The 14210-nt window shown below is 69.0% G+C and carries 14 protein-coding genes; 4 read left to right on the forward strand and 10 right to left on the reverse strand.

All coding sequences use genetic code 11. The features are described 5' to 3' along the window. Positions 1 to 35: 35 nt before the first annotated feature. From infB to rimP, 4 genes are all read right to left on the reverse strand, one after another. On the reverse strand, positions 36 to 3113 hold the full coding sequence (gene infB / locus ABD301_RS16650) for a translation initiation factor IF-2 (RefSeq protein ID WP_344311204.1): 3078 nt from the start codon (positions 3111 to 3113) through the stop codon (positions 36 to 38). Between the two features lie 147 nt (positions 3114 to 3260). After that, entirely contained in the window at positions 3261 to 3533 is a 273-nt protein-coding gene (locus tag ABD301_RS16655; protein ID WP_163572866.1) for a YlxR family protein, read from the reverse strand. Between the two features lie 63 nt (positions 3534 to 3596). After that, a complete protein-coding gene (gene nusA / locus ABD301_RS16660; protein WP_344311205.1) occupies positions 3597 to 4694 on the reverse strand; it encodes a transcription termination factor NusA in 1098 nt (365 codons plus the stop codon). Then, positions 4691 to 5287, reverse strand: a complete 597-nt coding sequence (rimP, locus tag ABD301_RS16665; RefSeq protein ID WP_344311206.1) for a ribosome maturation factor RimP — start codon at positions 5285 to 5287, stop codon at positions 4691 to 4693. The genes nusA and rimP overlap by 4 nt, the downstream gene beginning before the upstream one ends. A gap of 268 nt (positions 5288 to 5555) precedes the next feature. Between rimP and ABD301_RS16670 the strand changes: the two genes are divergently transcribed. The 3 genes from ABD301_RS16670 (at position 5556) to ABD301_RS16680 (ending at position 7422) form a co-directional block, all read left to right on the forward strand. Then, complete coding sequence (locus ABD301_RS16670; RefSeq protein ID WP_344311207.1) at positions 5556 to 6065, forward strand: hypothetical protein; 510 nt, start codon at positions 5556 to 5558, stop codon at positions 6063 to 6065. Beyond that, positions 6062 to 6493, forward strand: coding sequence for a ferritin-like domain-containing protein (locus ABD301_RS16675; protein ID WP_344311208.1), 432 nt, complete (start codon positions 6062 to 6064; stop codon positions 6491 to 6493). Before ABD301_RS16670 ends, ABD301_RS16675 begins: the two co-directional genes overlap by 4 nt. A gap of 125 nt (positions 6494 to 6618) precedes the next feature. Then, positions 6619 to 7422, forward strand: a complete 804-nt coding sequence (locus tag ABD301_RS16680) for a nucleotidyltransferase domain-containing protein (RefSeq protein ID WP_344311209.1) — start codon at positions 6619 to 6621, stop codon at positions 7420 to 7422. Here the strand turns inward: ABD301_RS16680 and ABD301_RS16685 are convergent. Then, positions 7412 to 8140: an HAD family hydrolase gene (locus ABD301_RS16685; protein WP_163572834.1), complete on the reverse strand. Its 729-nt coding sequence runs from the start codon at positions 8138 to 8140 to the stop codon at positions 7412 to 7414. The genes ABD301_RS16680 and ABD301_RS16685 overlap by 11 nt on opposite strands. A gap of 116 nt (positions 8141 to 8256) precedes the next feature. Between ABD301_RS16685 and ABD301_RS16690 the strand changes: the two genes are divergently transcribed. Next, positions 8257 to 8571, forward strand: a complete 315-nt coding sequence (locus tag ABD301_RS16690; RefSeq protein ID WP_163572833.1) for a DUF6406 domain-containing protein — start codon at positions 8257 to 8259, stop codon at positions 8569 to 8571. A gap of 27 nt (positions 8572 to 8598) precedes the next feature. Here the strand turns inward: ABD301_RS16690 and map are convergent, their stop codons facing one another. From map to ABD301_RS16715, 5 genes are all read right to left on the reverse strand, one after another. Beyond that, complete coding sequence (map, locus tag ABD301_RS16695; protein ID WP_344311325.1) at positions 8599 to 9456, reverse strand: type I methionyl aminopeptidase; 858 nt, start codon at positions 9454 to 9456, stop codon at positions 8599 to 8601. Positions 9457 to 9505: 49 nt separating this feature from the next. Beyond that, entirely contained in the window at positions 9506 to 10786 is a 1281-nt protein-coding gene (locus ABD301_RS16700) for a DUF2786 domain-containing protein (protein WP_163572831.1), read from the reverse strand. A gap of 397 nt (positions 10787 to 11183) precedes the next feature. After that, the gene (locus ABD301_RS16705) at positions 11184 to 11783 is read right to left on the reverse strand and encodes a GNAT family N-acetyltransferase (RefSeq protein WP_344311211.1); all 600 of its coding nucleotides are present in this window, start codon (positions 11781 to 11783) and stop codon (positions 11184 to 11186) included. Beyond that, positions 11780 to 13312 (reverse strand): APC family permease, encoded by a 1533-nt coding sequence (locus ABD301_RS16710; RefSeq protein WP_344311212.1) that lies wholly within the window; start codon positions 13310 to 13312, stop codon positions 11780 to 11782. The genes ABD301_RS16705 and ABD301_RS16710 overlap by 4 nt, the downstream gene beginning before the upstream one ends. Positions 13313 to 13351: 39 nt before the next feature. Continuing rightward, positions 13352 to 14017 (reverse strand): GOLPH3/VPS74 family protein, encoded by a 666-nt coding sequence (locus ABD301_RS16715; RefSeq protein WP_163572829.1) that lies wholly within the window; start codon positions 14015 to 14017, stop codon positions 13352 to 13354. Positions 14018 to 14210: the final 193 nt, after the last annotated feature.

Consider the following 14210-nt stretch of genomic DNA (forward strand, 5'->3'; position numbering starts at 1 on the left):
AGTCGACGCGCGCGGCAGGCACTGCCGCCAGAAACTCAGCTCCGGGGCTTTTCGCGCATCTCGAAGGTCTCGATCACGTCATCCACGCGGATGTCGTTGAAGGAGCCGAGTCCGATACCGCACTCGTAACCCTCCCGGACCTCGGTCGCGTCGTCCTTGAACCGACGCAGCGACTCGATCGCCAGGTTGTCCGCCACCACCGCGCCGTCGCGGATGAGCCGCGCCTTGGCGTTGCGCCGGATGAGACCGGACCGCACCAGCGTGCCGGCGATGTTGCCGAACCGGCTGGACCGGTAGACCTCGCGGATTTCCGCGGTGCCCAGCTGCACTTCCTCGTACTCGGGCTTGAGCATGCCCTTGAGTGCGGCCTCGACATCGTCGATCGCCTGGTAGATGACCGAGTAGTAGCGGATGTCGACGTTCTCCCGCTCGGCCAGGTCCCGGGCGTTGCGCTCGGCCCGCACGTTGAAGCCGATGATCACGGCGTCGGCCGTACGCGCCAGGTTGATGTCGTTCTCGGTGATGGCACCGACACCGCGCCCGATGATCTGCAGCTCGACCTCGTCGAGCACGTCGATCTTGAGCAGCGAGTCTTCCAGCGCTTCCACCGAACCGGACACGTCGCCCTTGAGGATAAGGGTGAGCTGAGTCTTCTCGCCCTCCTTGAGCCGCTCGAAGATCGACTCCAGGGTGGGCCTGGCCCGCGTCGCGGCCTGCTGGGCGTTGCGCTCGCGCGCGGCCCGCTGGTCGGCGATCTGCCGAGCCACCCGGTCCTCCGGCACGACCAGGAAGTTGTCGCCGGCGCCCGGCACCGCGGTGAGTCCGAGGACTCGTACGGGACTGGACGGACCGGCTTCCTTCACCGGCACCAGGTGCTCGTCGAGCATGGCCCGGACGCGACCGTGGGCTTCACCGGTCACCACCGAGTCACCGACCCGCAGGATGCCGCGCTGCACCAGCACCGTGGCCACCGGACCGCGACCGCGGTCCAGCCGAGCCTCGATGACGGTGCCCTGCGCCGGTACGTCGATCGGAGCGGTCAGCTCCAACGCGGCGTCCGCGGTCAGCAGGACCGCGTTCAGCAGCCCGTCGATGTTGATGTCGGCCCGGGCGGACACGTCGACGAACATGGTGTCGCCACCATATTCCTCCGGAACCAGGCCGTATTCGGTGAGCTGTCCGCGCACCTTGGCCGGGTCGGCGCCTTCCTTGTCGATCTTGTTGACGGCCACCACGATCGGCACCTTCGCCGCCTGCGCGTGGTTCAACGCCTCGATCGTCTGCGGCTTGACACCGTCGTCGGCCGCTACCACCAGCACCACGATGTCCGTGGTCTCGGCGCCACGGGCACGCATGGCGGTGAACGCCTCGTGGCCCGGGGTGTCGATGAAGGTGATCGCGCGGTCGTGGCCGTCGTGCTCGACATGCACCTGGTACGCACCGATGTGCTGGGTGATGCCACCGGCCTCGCCGGCCTGCACGTTGGCCTTACGGATCGTGTCCAACAGCCGCGTCTTACCGTGGTCGACGTGACCCATGACGGTCACCACCGGCGGCCGCGCGACGTACTCGTTGGACTCGTACTCGCCGTCGAACTCCAGGTCGAAGCGCGCGAGCAGCTCGCGGTCCTCGTCCTCCGGACTGACGATCGTCACCTCGTAGTTGAGGTGCTCTCCCATCAGCATCAACGTCTCGTCCGAGCACGACTGCGTCGCGGTCACCATCTCGCCCAGGTTGAAAGCCTCCTGGACGAGCGAGCCCGGGTTCGCGTTGATCTTGTCCGCGAAGTCCGCCAGGGACGCGCCGCGTACGAGCTTGATCGTTGAACCGTCACCCCGCGGAGCGCCGGACTGCATCGTCGGCGCGGACAGGTTGTCGAACTCTTGGCGCCGCTGCTTCTTGGACTTGCGGCCACGGGTCGGCCGGCCACCGGGACGCCCGAAGGCACCCGCCGTACCGCCACGGCCACGACCGCCGCCACCTGGGCGACCGCCGCCACCACCGGGACGGAAGCCGCCGCCGGCCGGGGCGCCACCGCCGCCACCAGCACCGCCACCACCGCCGGGACCGCCGCGGTATCCGCCGCCACCGCCACCACCGGGACGACCAGCACCGCCGCCACCGCCACCGGGACGACCAGCACCGCCGCCGCCACCACCGGGACGACCAGCACCGGCACCGCCACCACCTGGGCCACCACGGCCGCCGCCACCTGGGCCACCGGGACCGCCGCCACCGGGGCGCGGGCCACGGGCCGGCATGCTGCCCGGGCTCGGCCGGGGCGGCATCATGCCCGGGTTCGGACGCGGACCGCCGGGGCCACCCTGACCGCCACCGGGACGCGGCGGCATGCCTGAGGCCGGACCCGGGCGCGGGCCGCGGTTGGGTGCGCCACCGGGAGCCGGGCTGCCGGCGTGGTCACCGCCACCGCCCTGGGCTGGGCCGGGACGCGGGTTGGCGCGCGGCGCCGGAGTGCCGGCACCCACCCCAAAGGGATTGTTGCCCGGACGCGCCGGACCGCCACGACCGCCACCCGTGCGGCCACCGCCGCCGGAGTTCGGGCCTGGACGCGGCGACGCCGCCGGCGGCCGCGGACCGGGCCGCGGACCGGGAGAAGCTGGTCGCGGGCCACCGGACTGCGGGCCGGCCGGAGCCGCCGGAGCGTCGGTGCCACTTGCCGCGGCAGCCGGCTCGGCCGGTGCCGCGCTCTCCGCGCGCGCCGCCGCCGAAGCTGCCTGAGCGGCTTCCTGAGCTGCGCGAATCTCCGCGACACGGGTCTCGGCGGCCTTGGCCTCGACGCTCTGCGCGCTCGGCGCGGGGCCGGCCGGCGGCCGGGGACCGGGCTTGGGACCGGGGCCCGGACGTGCGGTAGGCCGCGCTGAGGGCGCGGCGGAAGACTTGGGTTTGCCGGCACTCTTGGCCGGCGCTGAACCGCCGGACGCTGCCGGCTGTGGGTCGACGAACGACTCCCGGAGCCGCCTCGCCACGGGTGCTTCCACCGTCGACGACGCGGACTTCACGAACTCGCCCAGATCTTTCAACTTGGCGAGAACGGTCTTGCTTTCCACCCCGAGCTCTTTGGCGAGCTCATGGACGCGGGCCTTGCCTGCCACTGGTCTCCTTACCGGGACCGGCGGCTGACCCGCTCGATCCCACGGTTAGTGCTGAAGCCTGTTCATGCTGGCGACTTCATCGCGTGCTCATACCGGATCGACTCACTTCTGTTCTCTGGCGCGGATCTGGTGATCCACACTCTTGCGTTACCGCTGCGCCACATGCGTACGAACGGTCGCCGTGTCGGGCGCGAACCCGGACACACGCAATGCGCGCCCGAAGGCGCGCCGCCGTTCCGCCAATGCGAGACAACCCTCGACGGGGTGCAACCATGCCCCTCGTCCCGGCAGCCTGTGTGCCGGGTCGGCCACTACCTCGTGTCCGACCAGGACCACACGCAGAAGATCTGTGGCCACTGCCCGCTCCCGGCAACCCACGCACGTGCGAACCGGACCGTCAGAGATGTCAACGCTCCAGATCGTACGAAAGTCACGTGAAAAATACGCCGTAAAACCAGACCCGGGCACCGAGCCGTAGTTAGTCTACCCCGCCGTCGTACGAGGAGCATGACCGGACGTGGAGTCCGGAAGACTTTTCGGCCGGCGACCCGGCGGCGGCCCACCGGCCGCCCGGTTCTGCGGCCGTGGGTCTTGCGTCCCAGCGCCGTCGGCGGCGTCGCTGCGGATGTCGATCCGCCAGCCGGTCAGCCGGGCCGCGAGCCGGGCGTTCTGGCCTTCCTTGCCGATCGCCAGCGACAGCTGGTAGTCCGGCACAGTCACCCGGGCGGACTTCTCGGCGGCGCTGACCACCTCGACCTTCAGCGCCTTCGCTGGCGACAGCGCGTTGCCGACGAACTCGGCCGGGTCCTCGGAGTAGTCGACGATGTCGATCTTCTCGCCGTGCAGCTCGCTGGTCACCGCTCGTACGCGCGAACCCATCGGCCCGATGCAGGCGCCCTTCGCGTTGACGCCCTCGGCCTTCGTACTCACCGCGATCTTGGACCGGTGACCGGCCTCCCGGGCCACCGCGGAGATGAGCACGGTGCCGTCGTCGATCTCCGGGACCTCCAGCGCGAACAACTTCCGGACCAGGTTCGGGTGACTGCGGGACAGCGTGACCTGCGGGCCGCGCATACCCTTCGTGACGCCGATCACCAGGCACTTGAGCCGGGAGCCGTGGGTGTACTGCTCGCCGGGCACCTGCTCGGCCGGCGGCAGGGTGGCCTCGATCTTGCCGAGCGACACCTGCACCAGACCACGCTCGGCCCGGGCGTTGTCGCGCTGCACGATGCCGGCGACGACTTCGCCCTCCTTGCCGACGAACTCGCCGAAGGTCACGTCGTCGGTGGCCTCCCGGAGCCGCTGCAGGATGACCTGCTTCGCGGTCATGGTGGCGATCCGGCCGAAGTCGGCCGGAGTGTCGTCGTACTCCCGGAGCACCTCGCCCTCCGGCCCGGTCTCGGTGGCCCACACCCGGGCCTGCCCGGTCTTGCGGTCCACTTCCACCCGGGCGTGCGAGTGGGCGTCGTCGGTGTGTCGGTACGCGGTGAGAAGCGCGCTCTCGATGGCCGCGATGATGGTGTCGAACGAGATCTCCCGTTCGCGCTCCACCGCCCGCAGTGCGGCGATGTCGATATTCACGGCGACTCCTCTTCGTCACGCTGCTGGCCGCTGGGCTGCTCAGCGGTTTTCTGGGTGGTAGCCGCGCCGAACTCCACTTTCACCCGGCCGGGCCCAAGCTGCGCGTACTCCCAGTCCCGCGCGCCGTCGTCGGTGTTCAACCGGACGCCGGACTCGTCAGCGGCCGCGATCCGGGCGGTCAGCCCGGTGCCGGCGGCGGTCACCGCGACCAGCCGACCGACGTTACGCCGCCAGTGCCGTGGCTGCGTCAGCGGCCGGTCGACTCCCGGTGAAGTGACCTCAAGGGTGTACGGCGGGCTGTCGAAACCGTCGTCGTGCCGGTCCAGCTCGCGGGAGATCTCCCGCGACACCTCGGCGACCGCGTCCAGGTCAACGCCGCCGTCGCGGTCCACGACCACCCGCAACACGTCCCGCCTGCCGGCCCGACTGACCGTCAGGTCCTCCAGGTCATACCCGGCCGTCTCGACCACCTGCCGGACCGCCGGCCGCAACTCGGCCGCCGTTCGCCGGTTCTTTTCCGGTGTCTGCACGGCTTTGGGTCGGCCGGCGCGCTCCCGCGCCGCCGGTGACTGCTTCGATGTCCTACCCGCCACGGGCACCTCCCCCAACCGACGCGACGGCCCCGGCCGGACAACTCCCCCAGCCGGCGCCCTGTGCAGTTATGGCCGCTCAAACCACTTGCCGCGAGGATATCCGCTCCGGGGACGGTCGGCTCACATGGAGATCTCGCGGCGGTCGTGGACCGGTTTGGTATGGGACCCGATAGCGGCTCCCCGATCCGCCCGCCGTCGTACCCGGCTGGAACAATGACGTACTAGTCGCCGGGCCGATTTCCGGTGGCCGGCAGCGAAAGGCGGACAGGTGGGGCAAAGCCGGCGAGCGATGCTGACTGCCGTCGCGTCCCTCACCGTTGCTGGCGGTACGGGTCTGGTCGCTGGCTGTACGGGTGAGCCCGCCGCGCCGGCCGCGCCGGATCCGGTCACCACCGCGCTGACCAGCCTGCTGAAGGCGGAGCAGGCATTGCTGGCCGGCTACGACTCGGCAATCGGCGGCCACAGCTCGCTGGCCGACCAGCTCGCCGGCGTACGAGCGGACCACGCCGCCCACGTCAAGGCGCTGGCCGCGCTGCTGGCCCGGCGCGATCCCGATCCCGATCCATCTCCGTCGCCATCGGGACAACACGGATCGGTGACCCCGGACGGCTCGCTCGCCGGCGGATCGTCCAGCAGTGCGCGGCAGACGTTGGCGGGCCTGGAAAAGCAGCAGACCACGGCCGCGGTGGCCGGCTGCCTCATCGCCGCGGACGCCGAGGCCGCCCTGCTGGCCAGCCTCGCGGCGGCCGAGGCCAGCCATCTCGAGGTGCTGACATGAGCCTGACCGGCGCCGCCGCGCTCCAAGCCGCGCTCGCCGGCGAACACGCGGCCAACTACGCCTACGGCGTGATCGGCGCGCATCTGACCGGCAACGACCTGGCGCTGGCACAGGACTCGCAAACCGCCCACCAGCACCGCCGGGACAGTCTCGTCACTCAGCTGACCGCCGCCGGGGTCATCCCGCAAGCCGCGAGCGCCGCGTACAAACTGCCCTTCGCGGTCACCACCGGCGCGGACGGCCGCCGGCTCGCGGTCACCCTGGAGGAGCGGCTCGCCGGGCTCTGGCGGGCCGCGGTCCCGGCCACCCAGGGAGCCGACCGGCAGGCCGCCGTACAAGCGCTCACCGAGACGGCCGTGAGAGCCACCCAGTGGCGACAGCGCGCCACGCCGAACAGCCCCGCCACGGTCGCTTTCCCAGGCAGTTGACCGACTCACGTCAAGGCATTTCAACCCGACGAAAACCTTGATCGGGTTACAATCCGGACATCTTCCGATTCAGTGGGTAGGCCCCTGATCACAGGGTGAAAAGCGGTCGTTGCAAACTAACTCCGATGCCTCTTCATTCGATGGTGACCGAATCGGTCGTCGGCTATCTGGAAGCCGTCGACGCGCTGGCCCCTGGCCTGGTCGAGGGGTTCTACCTGGAAGGATCCGCCGCGCTCGGCGACTTCCAGCCGCACAGCAGCGATATCGACTTCGTCGCCGTCACGGCCGACCGGCCGGACACGACCGCGCTCGGCACGTTGGCCGAGGTGCACGCGAAGCTCCGTAACCGCCGCCGCCCGTTCCTGGACGGTGTGTACGTGACGTGGGAGGACCTTCCGCGCGGGGGCGCCGACGACCGCCGCCGCCCCCGCAGCCACGGCGGCCGCTTCACCCCAGACGGCAGCCCGCCCAACCCGGTCACCTGGCACACGCTGGCCCGCTATGGCGTGCCCCTTCGCGGCCCACAGCCCGCCGACCTGGAGATCTGGACGGATCCGGAGCTGCTCACCCGGTGGACCACCGGCAACCTCGACCACTACTGGCGGCGCCGGCTGGACCGCTCGACGCGACTGGCCAGCCGGGCCGGCGTGGTGTCACTCAGCGACTTCGAGACGTCGTGGACTGTGCCAGGGGTGACACGGTTGCACTACACGCTCGCGACCGGCAACATCGCGTCCAAACAGGGCGCGTGCCATTACGCACTGGGAACGTTCGCAGCGCGATGGCACCGGATCGCCAAAGAGGCGTTGCGGCTGCGTACCGGCGCGGGTGGCCGGTCGCTCTACCCCACCCACCTGTCCCGCCGCCGGGACGTACGCGACTATGCCGCGATGGTCATCGAGTCAGCCCAGGCGCTGGTCAACCGCTAACGGCGCCTTTGTTACTCCACTGGTCGATGGCGGGCAGCAGCTCGGACAGGCGGTGCAGGACGGCGTCGGGCTCACCTTCGGTGTGACCGCGCTGCCATGCCGGAATCTCCGAATGCGGCACCCAGGCCGCCTTCATCCCGACCGCCTGGGAGCCGTAGACGTCGTCAAAGAGCCGGTCACCGACGAAGACACAACGGCTCGCGTCCGTCGCACCGACAGCGGCCATCGCGGCTTGGAAGGCTTTCGGATGCGGCTTGGTCCACGGCAGCTCCGACGTATACGCGGCGCCGTCGATCAGGTCGAGGATGCCGTCCCGAGCGAAAACCTCCTCATGTGCCGCACGCGGCCAGATCGTGTTCGACAGGACGCCGACCTTGAGGCCGCGCTCGGCGAGGGCGGCGAACAGCGGCGGCACGTCCGGATCGATGAAGGTGTGCGGCGCGAACCACTCCTGGTATGCCGCGAAAGCGCGGTCATGCGCCTCCCCAAGGGGCTCCAGGCCCGCCGAGCGAACGATGTCGGCATACGTCGTGCTGCGATGCTCGTCCCGGCTGCGCAACCACGCGTTTTCCTCGGCCGCCGCAAGCGCCCTGGTCACCGAGTCCGCGTCGACAGACCCATACGCCCGGGCATAAACCGCCCAGGAATCGGCCACGTCGATAACGTGCCAAGGTGTCAGGGTGCCGCCCCAGTCGAAGATCACCGCATCGAGAGTCATGCCCTCATAATGCCGGCCCCCAACGACAAAACCTGCCTCTTCGTGTGGCCGGCGTCACCGAACACCGATGTCAGCCCGCCGCATGATGGACATGGCATGGTTCTGCCCGTACGTTCATGCCCAGCCCACCCATCCCGACGCACCAGGACCGCGCCCAAGACCTCATGACATACCCAGCGAACAAGCTCATCATCCGGCACGGGGTCGAGCACCCGACCAGTGCCGGCACCATCACCGGCGTCAGCGCCTCCCGCGAGGACGACGGCACGCCCAGCGTGGTGCTGGCGGTGAAGGCGACCGACGCGGCGCCGGCGAACAGGGACCTGCGGCCCGGCGAAACCTTCGTCATCGGCCGGGAGAAGTGGCAGATGGCGGACCTACGCCGAGTCGACACGCCCGACTGGTACGCGGTTCTCACCCGGGTTCGCTAGTGTCCTGCGTTCTAGCGACCAAGGAGACTAGGGCACCGTCAGGATCTCGCAGCCGTCGTCGGTGACCACCAGGGTGTGCTCGAACTGAGCGGTCCAGCTGCGGTCCTTGGTGACCACGGTCCAGCCGTCCTCCCAGGTGTCGTGCCGGTAGTCGCCGATGGTGATCATCGGCTCGATGGTGAAGGTCATCCCGGTCTCGATGACCGTCTGCAGCTCAGGATTGTCGTAATGCGGCACGTATAGCCCGCTGTGGAACGTCTCACCGACACCGTGGCCGGTGAAGTCCCTCACCACTCCGTAGCCGAAGCGTTTGGCGTACGACGAGATGACCCGGCCGATCACGTTGATCTTGCGGCCGGGCGCCACCGCCTTGATGCCCCGCAAGGTGGCCTCGTGCGTACGCTCCACCAGCAGCCGGGCCTCCTCGCTCACCTCGCCGGCCAGGAAGGTCGCGTTGGTGTCGCCGTGCACGCCGCCGATGAACGCGGTCACGTCGATGTTGCAGATATCGCCGTCCTGGATGACGGTCGAGTCCGGGATGCCGTGGCAGATCACCTCGTTGAGGCTCGTGCAGCACGACTTCGGGAAACCGCGGTAGCCCAGCGTCGACGGATACGCGTGGTGGTCGCAGAGGAACTCGTGGATCACCTCGTCGATCCGGTCGGTGGTCGCCCCGGGCTGGACCTGCTTGCCGCCCTCCTGCAGCGCCTGCGCGGCGATCCGGCTGGCGATCCGCATCCGCTCGATCACGTCCGCCGACTTCACCTCGCTGCCTCGGAACGGCGTGGGCGCCTTGCGCCCGACATACTCCGGCCGCGGGATGTCCGCTGGCACCTTGCGGGCCGGCGCCAGCTGACCTGGTACGAGTGGAGCGCGCGTCTTCATCGGCATGGACGTCAGCGTACGACGAGACGCGCGCTCCTTTAGAACAGGCTCATTGCCGCATGGATTTGCGGTCCAGCCCCAGCTGAGCCGCGTCCGCGGCGGCCCGGCCGGCACCCCAGCCGGCCTCGTTGCGGACCTTGATCGGCTTGCTCTCCAAGGCTGGGTAGTCCTGCGCGATCAGGTTCTCGACGGCGAGCGCCTTGCTGGCCAGCACCGGCAGCAGATCGCCTGCGCTGGACACGTCCGCCGCGGTCGCCTCGTTGGCGGCGGTCAGCCGCTCGCCGATCCGGTTCGCATACGACAGCAGGAAGGCCTGCCGGAACGAGCGGGTCCGCGACTGGCCCGTACGCGTGACGTGCCGGCCGGCGGACACCAGCGCGCGGGTCGCCTGAACCAGCAGCGAGGTGGCCAGCAGCACGGTCGAGTCCACGTCCACCGGGTCGCCCAGCACCGCCACGAACCCGAGGTTGCTGTGCAGCACCGTACGACATCGGTTGGCGGTCGCCACCTCGTTGACCAGCACGGACTTGGCTGTCGCGTAGGGATCGTCGAGCCAGAACCGATGCGTGGTCGCCCTCGGGTCGGCGCCACGCTGGAACTCCAGCATCGCCTCGGTCAGCGCGTACCGGCTCATCAGCTCCTGCGCCTTGGCCGACAGCGCCTCGGCCTCCTCGTCGAACTCGGTCGACTCGGCCTTGGCCAGCAGCGCCCGCACCTTGCCGAGCACCTTCGCGTCGGCCGCGTGATGCCGGCCACCGCCAGCCACTCCGCTGCCCGGCGGCGGCACGATCACCGGCAGCGCCGGCAGCCCGCCGAGCAGGGCCAGCAGCTCGATCACCATCAGCAGGGTCTTGAGCAGCCCGAGCCCCTCGCGCCGTATCCACTGGCCGAGATGCGGCTCGTCCGGCTCCCACCAGAGCGTCGCCTCCAGCTGCGCCAACTGGTCCTTCCAGCGGTCGTCCAGGGTGCTCTGCGCATATCCCTGGCAGAACGCGGCCAGCTGGTCGGTAAGGAAGGACGCCGGCGGCCCGGAGCCGAGCCGCCGGTTGCTGATCTGCACGAGATCCTCCGGTAGCCAGCCGCCAACAGCCAGATTGCGCAGATAGATCCCAGTGACCTCGGCCACTGCCCGCTGCACCGCCGGCCGCTCGTGCGCTGGCCGATCGGCCAGCACCCCAGCCGTCAGGTACGGCGCGTCCTCATTGCCGGCGCGCAGATCCTGCGCCGCCGACACCAGCGAGGAGATAACCACCTGCGACAGCGTCGGCTGCCCTCCCGGCGCGCTCGTCCGATCTTCCTGAACGCGCCGCCGCCTGCCCTGCTTGCTCACCCGAATCTCCCCCTCGGCGCCCGCGGCCCAGGTCCGATGCTGCCTGGTGCCTCCCCACCACCTTCAGGCGCCCCACCGACAGTTTCGGGCCGGACCGCCGAGTTGAAGGCCGCAGTGCTGAATTGAAGGCCGCAGTTCCTGCGGCGGCGCATCCGGTTCGCATCGCCGGGGCACCCAAAAACCGGGCACCCCACCACCACGAACCTGGGCGGCCTCCGGCCGCCGCGGGCATGGCTGAGTTGAAGGCCGCAGTTCCTCCGGCGGCACATCCGGTTCGCATCGCCGGGGCACCCAAAAACCGGGCACCCCACCACCACGAACCTGGGCGGCCTCCGGCCGCCGCGCGGGCGTGGCTGGGGCCGCCAGGCCCGCGGTGCGGCCGCGGCGCATCCGCGGGTTACTTCGGTGCGGGGTCCCGCCACATCGGGTACATTCGCTCACCTTCGTATGGCAGCGGCAGTGGCTCCGCGCAGTCGACGAATCCGACCCGCTCGTAGAACCGTCGGCTGTTCGAGTTGCTCGCCTCCAAGTACGCCGGCGTACCAGTGGAGTCCATGGCCTCGCACCACGCGTTCAACAGTGCGGATCCGAGGCCCTTGTTCTGGTATTGCGGCATCACCCCGAAGAGCGCGCAGTAGTCATGCGCGCCGCGCCCGGTCGGGTGCGCGCCGTGCATCGCCTCGTCGAGGGTTTGCATGCGATCGACCCACGGACCGCAGGCCTCGGCCAGCCGCTCGTCGTAGTCCTCCGGGTCTGGACCAGGCACCGCCAGGTTCACCACCACGCCGGAATAGTCCGGTGCTACCAGGACCGTCCCGTGCGCCAAGGCAAGATCGACGACTATCCGGAAATAGGAAGGGAAAATCCGGGCCCGGTCGGCCGGATCGGGCACCAGCCACTGGGACACGTCGAGGTCGTGGAACGAAGTGGCGATGACCTGCGCTACCGCCGCGCCTTCGGTAGCGTCGGCCCGCCGAATGGAGACTTCGCCCGTCATGACCGCCCACCTGGGGTACGGCCACGCAGCGGTGCGGGACCCGGGCTGGTGAACGGCGTCGCGCTGCTGGCCGCCGCGCCCAGGCCGATCGCCGCGTAAACGCCCGGCCGGGTGCTCCGCAGGAACAACGCCCAAATAACCCCACCAACACCAAGAAGCGTGTAGATGGCTGGGAAGACAAATCGCAGCGGAGATGCCGGATCACCCAGCAGCGCACCGAAGTTGGACAGGATCAGGTAAATGATCAGCAACAGACCACAGCATGCGATCACCGGCGCGATCAGCCGTTGCCACAGCGTTTCGCCTTCTGGATTGCGGGCCAGGAAACCAATCACCGAGAACGACGTTCCGGTAATCAGCAGCAGGACTCCGAAAGCGCCGGCGGTGCCAAAAGTGAAGAAGAAGTTGACCAGCGGGTCGGCGTGGGAGATCGCGAACGCGATGACGAGCAGGAAACCTACCGCGCTCTGCGCAATCGAGGCATATTTCGGGGCGTTGCTACGAATGCCGGTCCGGCCGAGGAAGGCCGGCAGCACCCTTTCGCGGCCCAGCGCGAAAGTGTAGCGGGAGCAGGTGCCGTGGTACGACAGCGCCGCGGCAATCAGCGAGGTCGCGAACAGGATCTGGCCGATGTCGATGACGATGTTGCCGCCCACCTTGGTCGCCACCACGGCGGCCGGCAGGGTGCTGCTGAACTGCGTCGCGGCCTTGTGCAGGTTGTCCGCACCGATGGTGACGGCCATGGCCCACGCCGAGCCGGCATAGAGCACCGCCATCAGGGCCAGCGAGAGAAAGGTCGCGGCCGGCACCGTACGGTCGGATTCTTTGGACTCCTCCGAGAAAACCGCGGCTGCCTCGAACCCGATGAAGCCGGTCACCGCGATCGCCAGCGCGATGCCGAGCCCGGCACCGGACAGGCTGGCCGGCGACAGGGTGGTGAAGCTGACGCTGCCGCCGAATGGATGCGCCACGTCGATGATGTCGAAAATCACCACGACGACGACCTCGGCGACCAGCGCGACCGCCAACACCCGGCTGTTCAGATCGACTCTCAGCAGGCCCATGATCGCCACCAACGCCCAGGCCGCGAGGCCGAAGACGTACCACGGCACGGTGGCACCGGTCTTGTCATGCACCAACGTCGACAGGGTGAAACCGATCGCGCCGTACGTCGACCACTGCATCAGGCCGTACGCGAACAAGGCGATGAACGAGCCGCCAACTCCGAGCGGTTTGCCTAGCCCTTTCGCGATGTACGTATAGAAAGCGCCGGCATTGCGGATCCGCCGCGCGACCGCGACGTATCCCACGCAGAACAGCGCTAATACGACCGCCACCAGCAGGAAGGCAAGCGGCAGGCCCTTGATTTCGGTGACCTGCCAGCCGGTGGAAACGATACCGGCGATCACCGTCAGCGGCGCGGCCGCGGTGATGACGAAAAAGACCACGTGCATGATGCCGAGCCGGTTCGCCGCGAGCGTCGACGACACGACGCTCGGGCGGCTCGCGACAGTGGGGGATTGGGCCATCGTCCAAAGCTCCAGAATTGTGGGGGTAGTGGGCCAAAACTAGTGCCGGATTTTGAGTACCGCCTCGCCGATGAGGCTGTGCACCGTAGTGGTGATTTCGCGCAGGGAGGGATCGGCCTTGGCTATCACGCCGGCGACGAAAGCAGCTATCGCGGCCGCGTCATCCCACAGGTCGACCTGCAACAGACCGATCGCCTCCAGCAGCCCACCAAGATAGATCTCCCCCCAGGTGGTCTGGCCACGCGAACCGGCCAGAGCCGCTTCCAGTCGACCAGATCGCCAGAAAGCGCCTTCCTGGTCAGACGGCCGGTGCACGATGACTGTCTTGAAAAAACGCCGCGTTTCCTGTGGTTCCAGCATGCCGGCACGTACCAGCCGCTCGGTGACCACCGCCGCCGCGGTCTGGCTCAGATAACTCAGCCAAGTCCGCAGGTCGTGGTGTGGCTCGGCGAGAATGTTCTCCAGAATCTCCAGAGTGGTCTGGTCGTCCGGGAGTTTTCCTGTCAGAACATGGATCCGGCCCTCTCGGACCTGAATGTTGCGGGACAGCACCAACTCCCCGAGCAGGGCACCCGCCATTCCGCAGTCCAACGCGACCTGACTCACCCGTGGCCGGCCAGTGCGGTCCTCGTGGGCGATAAACCACAGGTCGTCGCCCACCCGTAGATGCTCGGCCCACAGCCGCTGATCGCGTCTCAGCGTCATGAGCTCCCCGACATCCCGCGCGTTCCGCCCTCTCCGAGTGCCGACACGCCCACGGCGCGACGACTCATCCCGACAGATCGGCGACCTGGCCCGCAAACCCATCTGCCGGGTCGGATGAGGACAACTGACCAAGATCGCTCGCCGCGACGATACCGGTCACGGGTTCGATGGACAATATCGCTGTGCGATTAAC

Source organism: Fodinicola feengrottensis (assembly GCF_039530045.1).
GTDB lineage: Bacteria > Actinomycetota > Actinomycetes > Mycobacteriales > HKI-0501 > Fodinicola > Fodinicola feengrottensis.

Bases quoted from the DNA above. Each gene is read 5' to 3' on its own strand.
- ABD301_RS16680 (WP_344311209.1), top strand. From the start codon at position 6,619: ATGCCTCTTCATTCGATGGTGACCGAATCGGTCGTCGGCTATCTGGAA.
- ABD301_RS16675 (WP_344311208.1), top strand. From the start codon at position 6,062: ATGAGCCTGACCGGCGCCGCCGCGCTCCAAGCCGCGCTCGCCGGCGAA.
- ABD301_RS16685 (WP_163572834.1), bottom strand. From the start codon at position 8,140: ATGACTCTCGATGCGGTGATCTTCGACTGGGGCGGCACCCTGACACCT.
- ABD301_RS16715 (WP_163572829.1), bottom strand. From the start codon at position 14,017: ATGACGCTGAGACGCGATCAGCGGCTGTGGGCCGAGCATCTACGGGTG.
- ABD301_RS16705 (WP_344311211.1), bottom strand. From the start codon at position 11,783: ATGACGGGCGAAGTCTCCATTCGGCGGGCCGACGCTACCGAAGGCGCG.
- map (WP_344311325.1), bottom strand. From the start codon at position 9,456: ATGAAGACGCGCGCTCCACTCGTACCAGGTCAGCTGGCGCCGGCCCGC.
- ABD301_RS16710 (WP_344311212.1), bottom strand. From the start codon at position 13,312: ATGGCCCAATCCCCCACTGTCGCGAGCCGCCCGAGCGTCGTGTCGTCG.
- ABD301_RS16690 (WP_163572833.1), top strand. From the start codon at position 8,257: ATGCCCAGCCCACCCATCCCGACGCACCAGGACCGCGCCCAAGACCTC.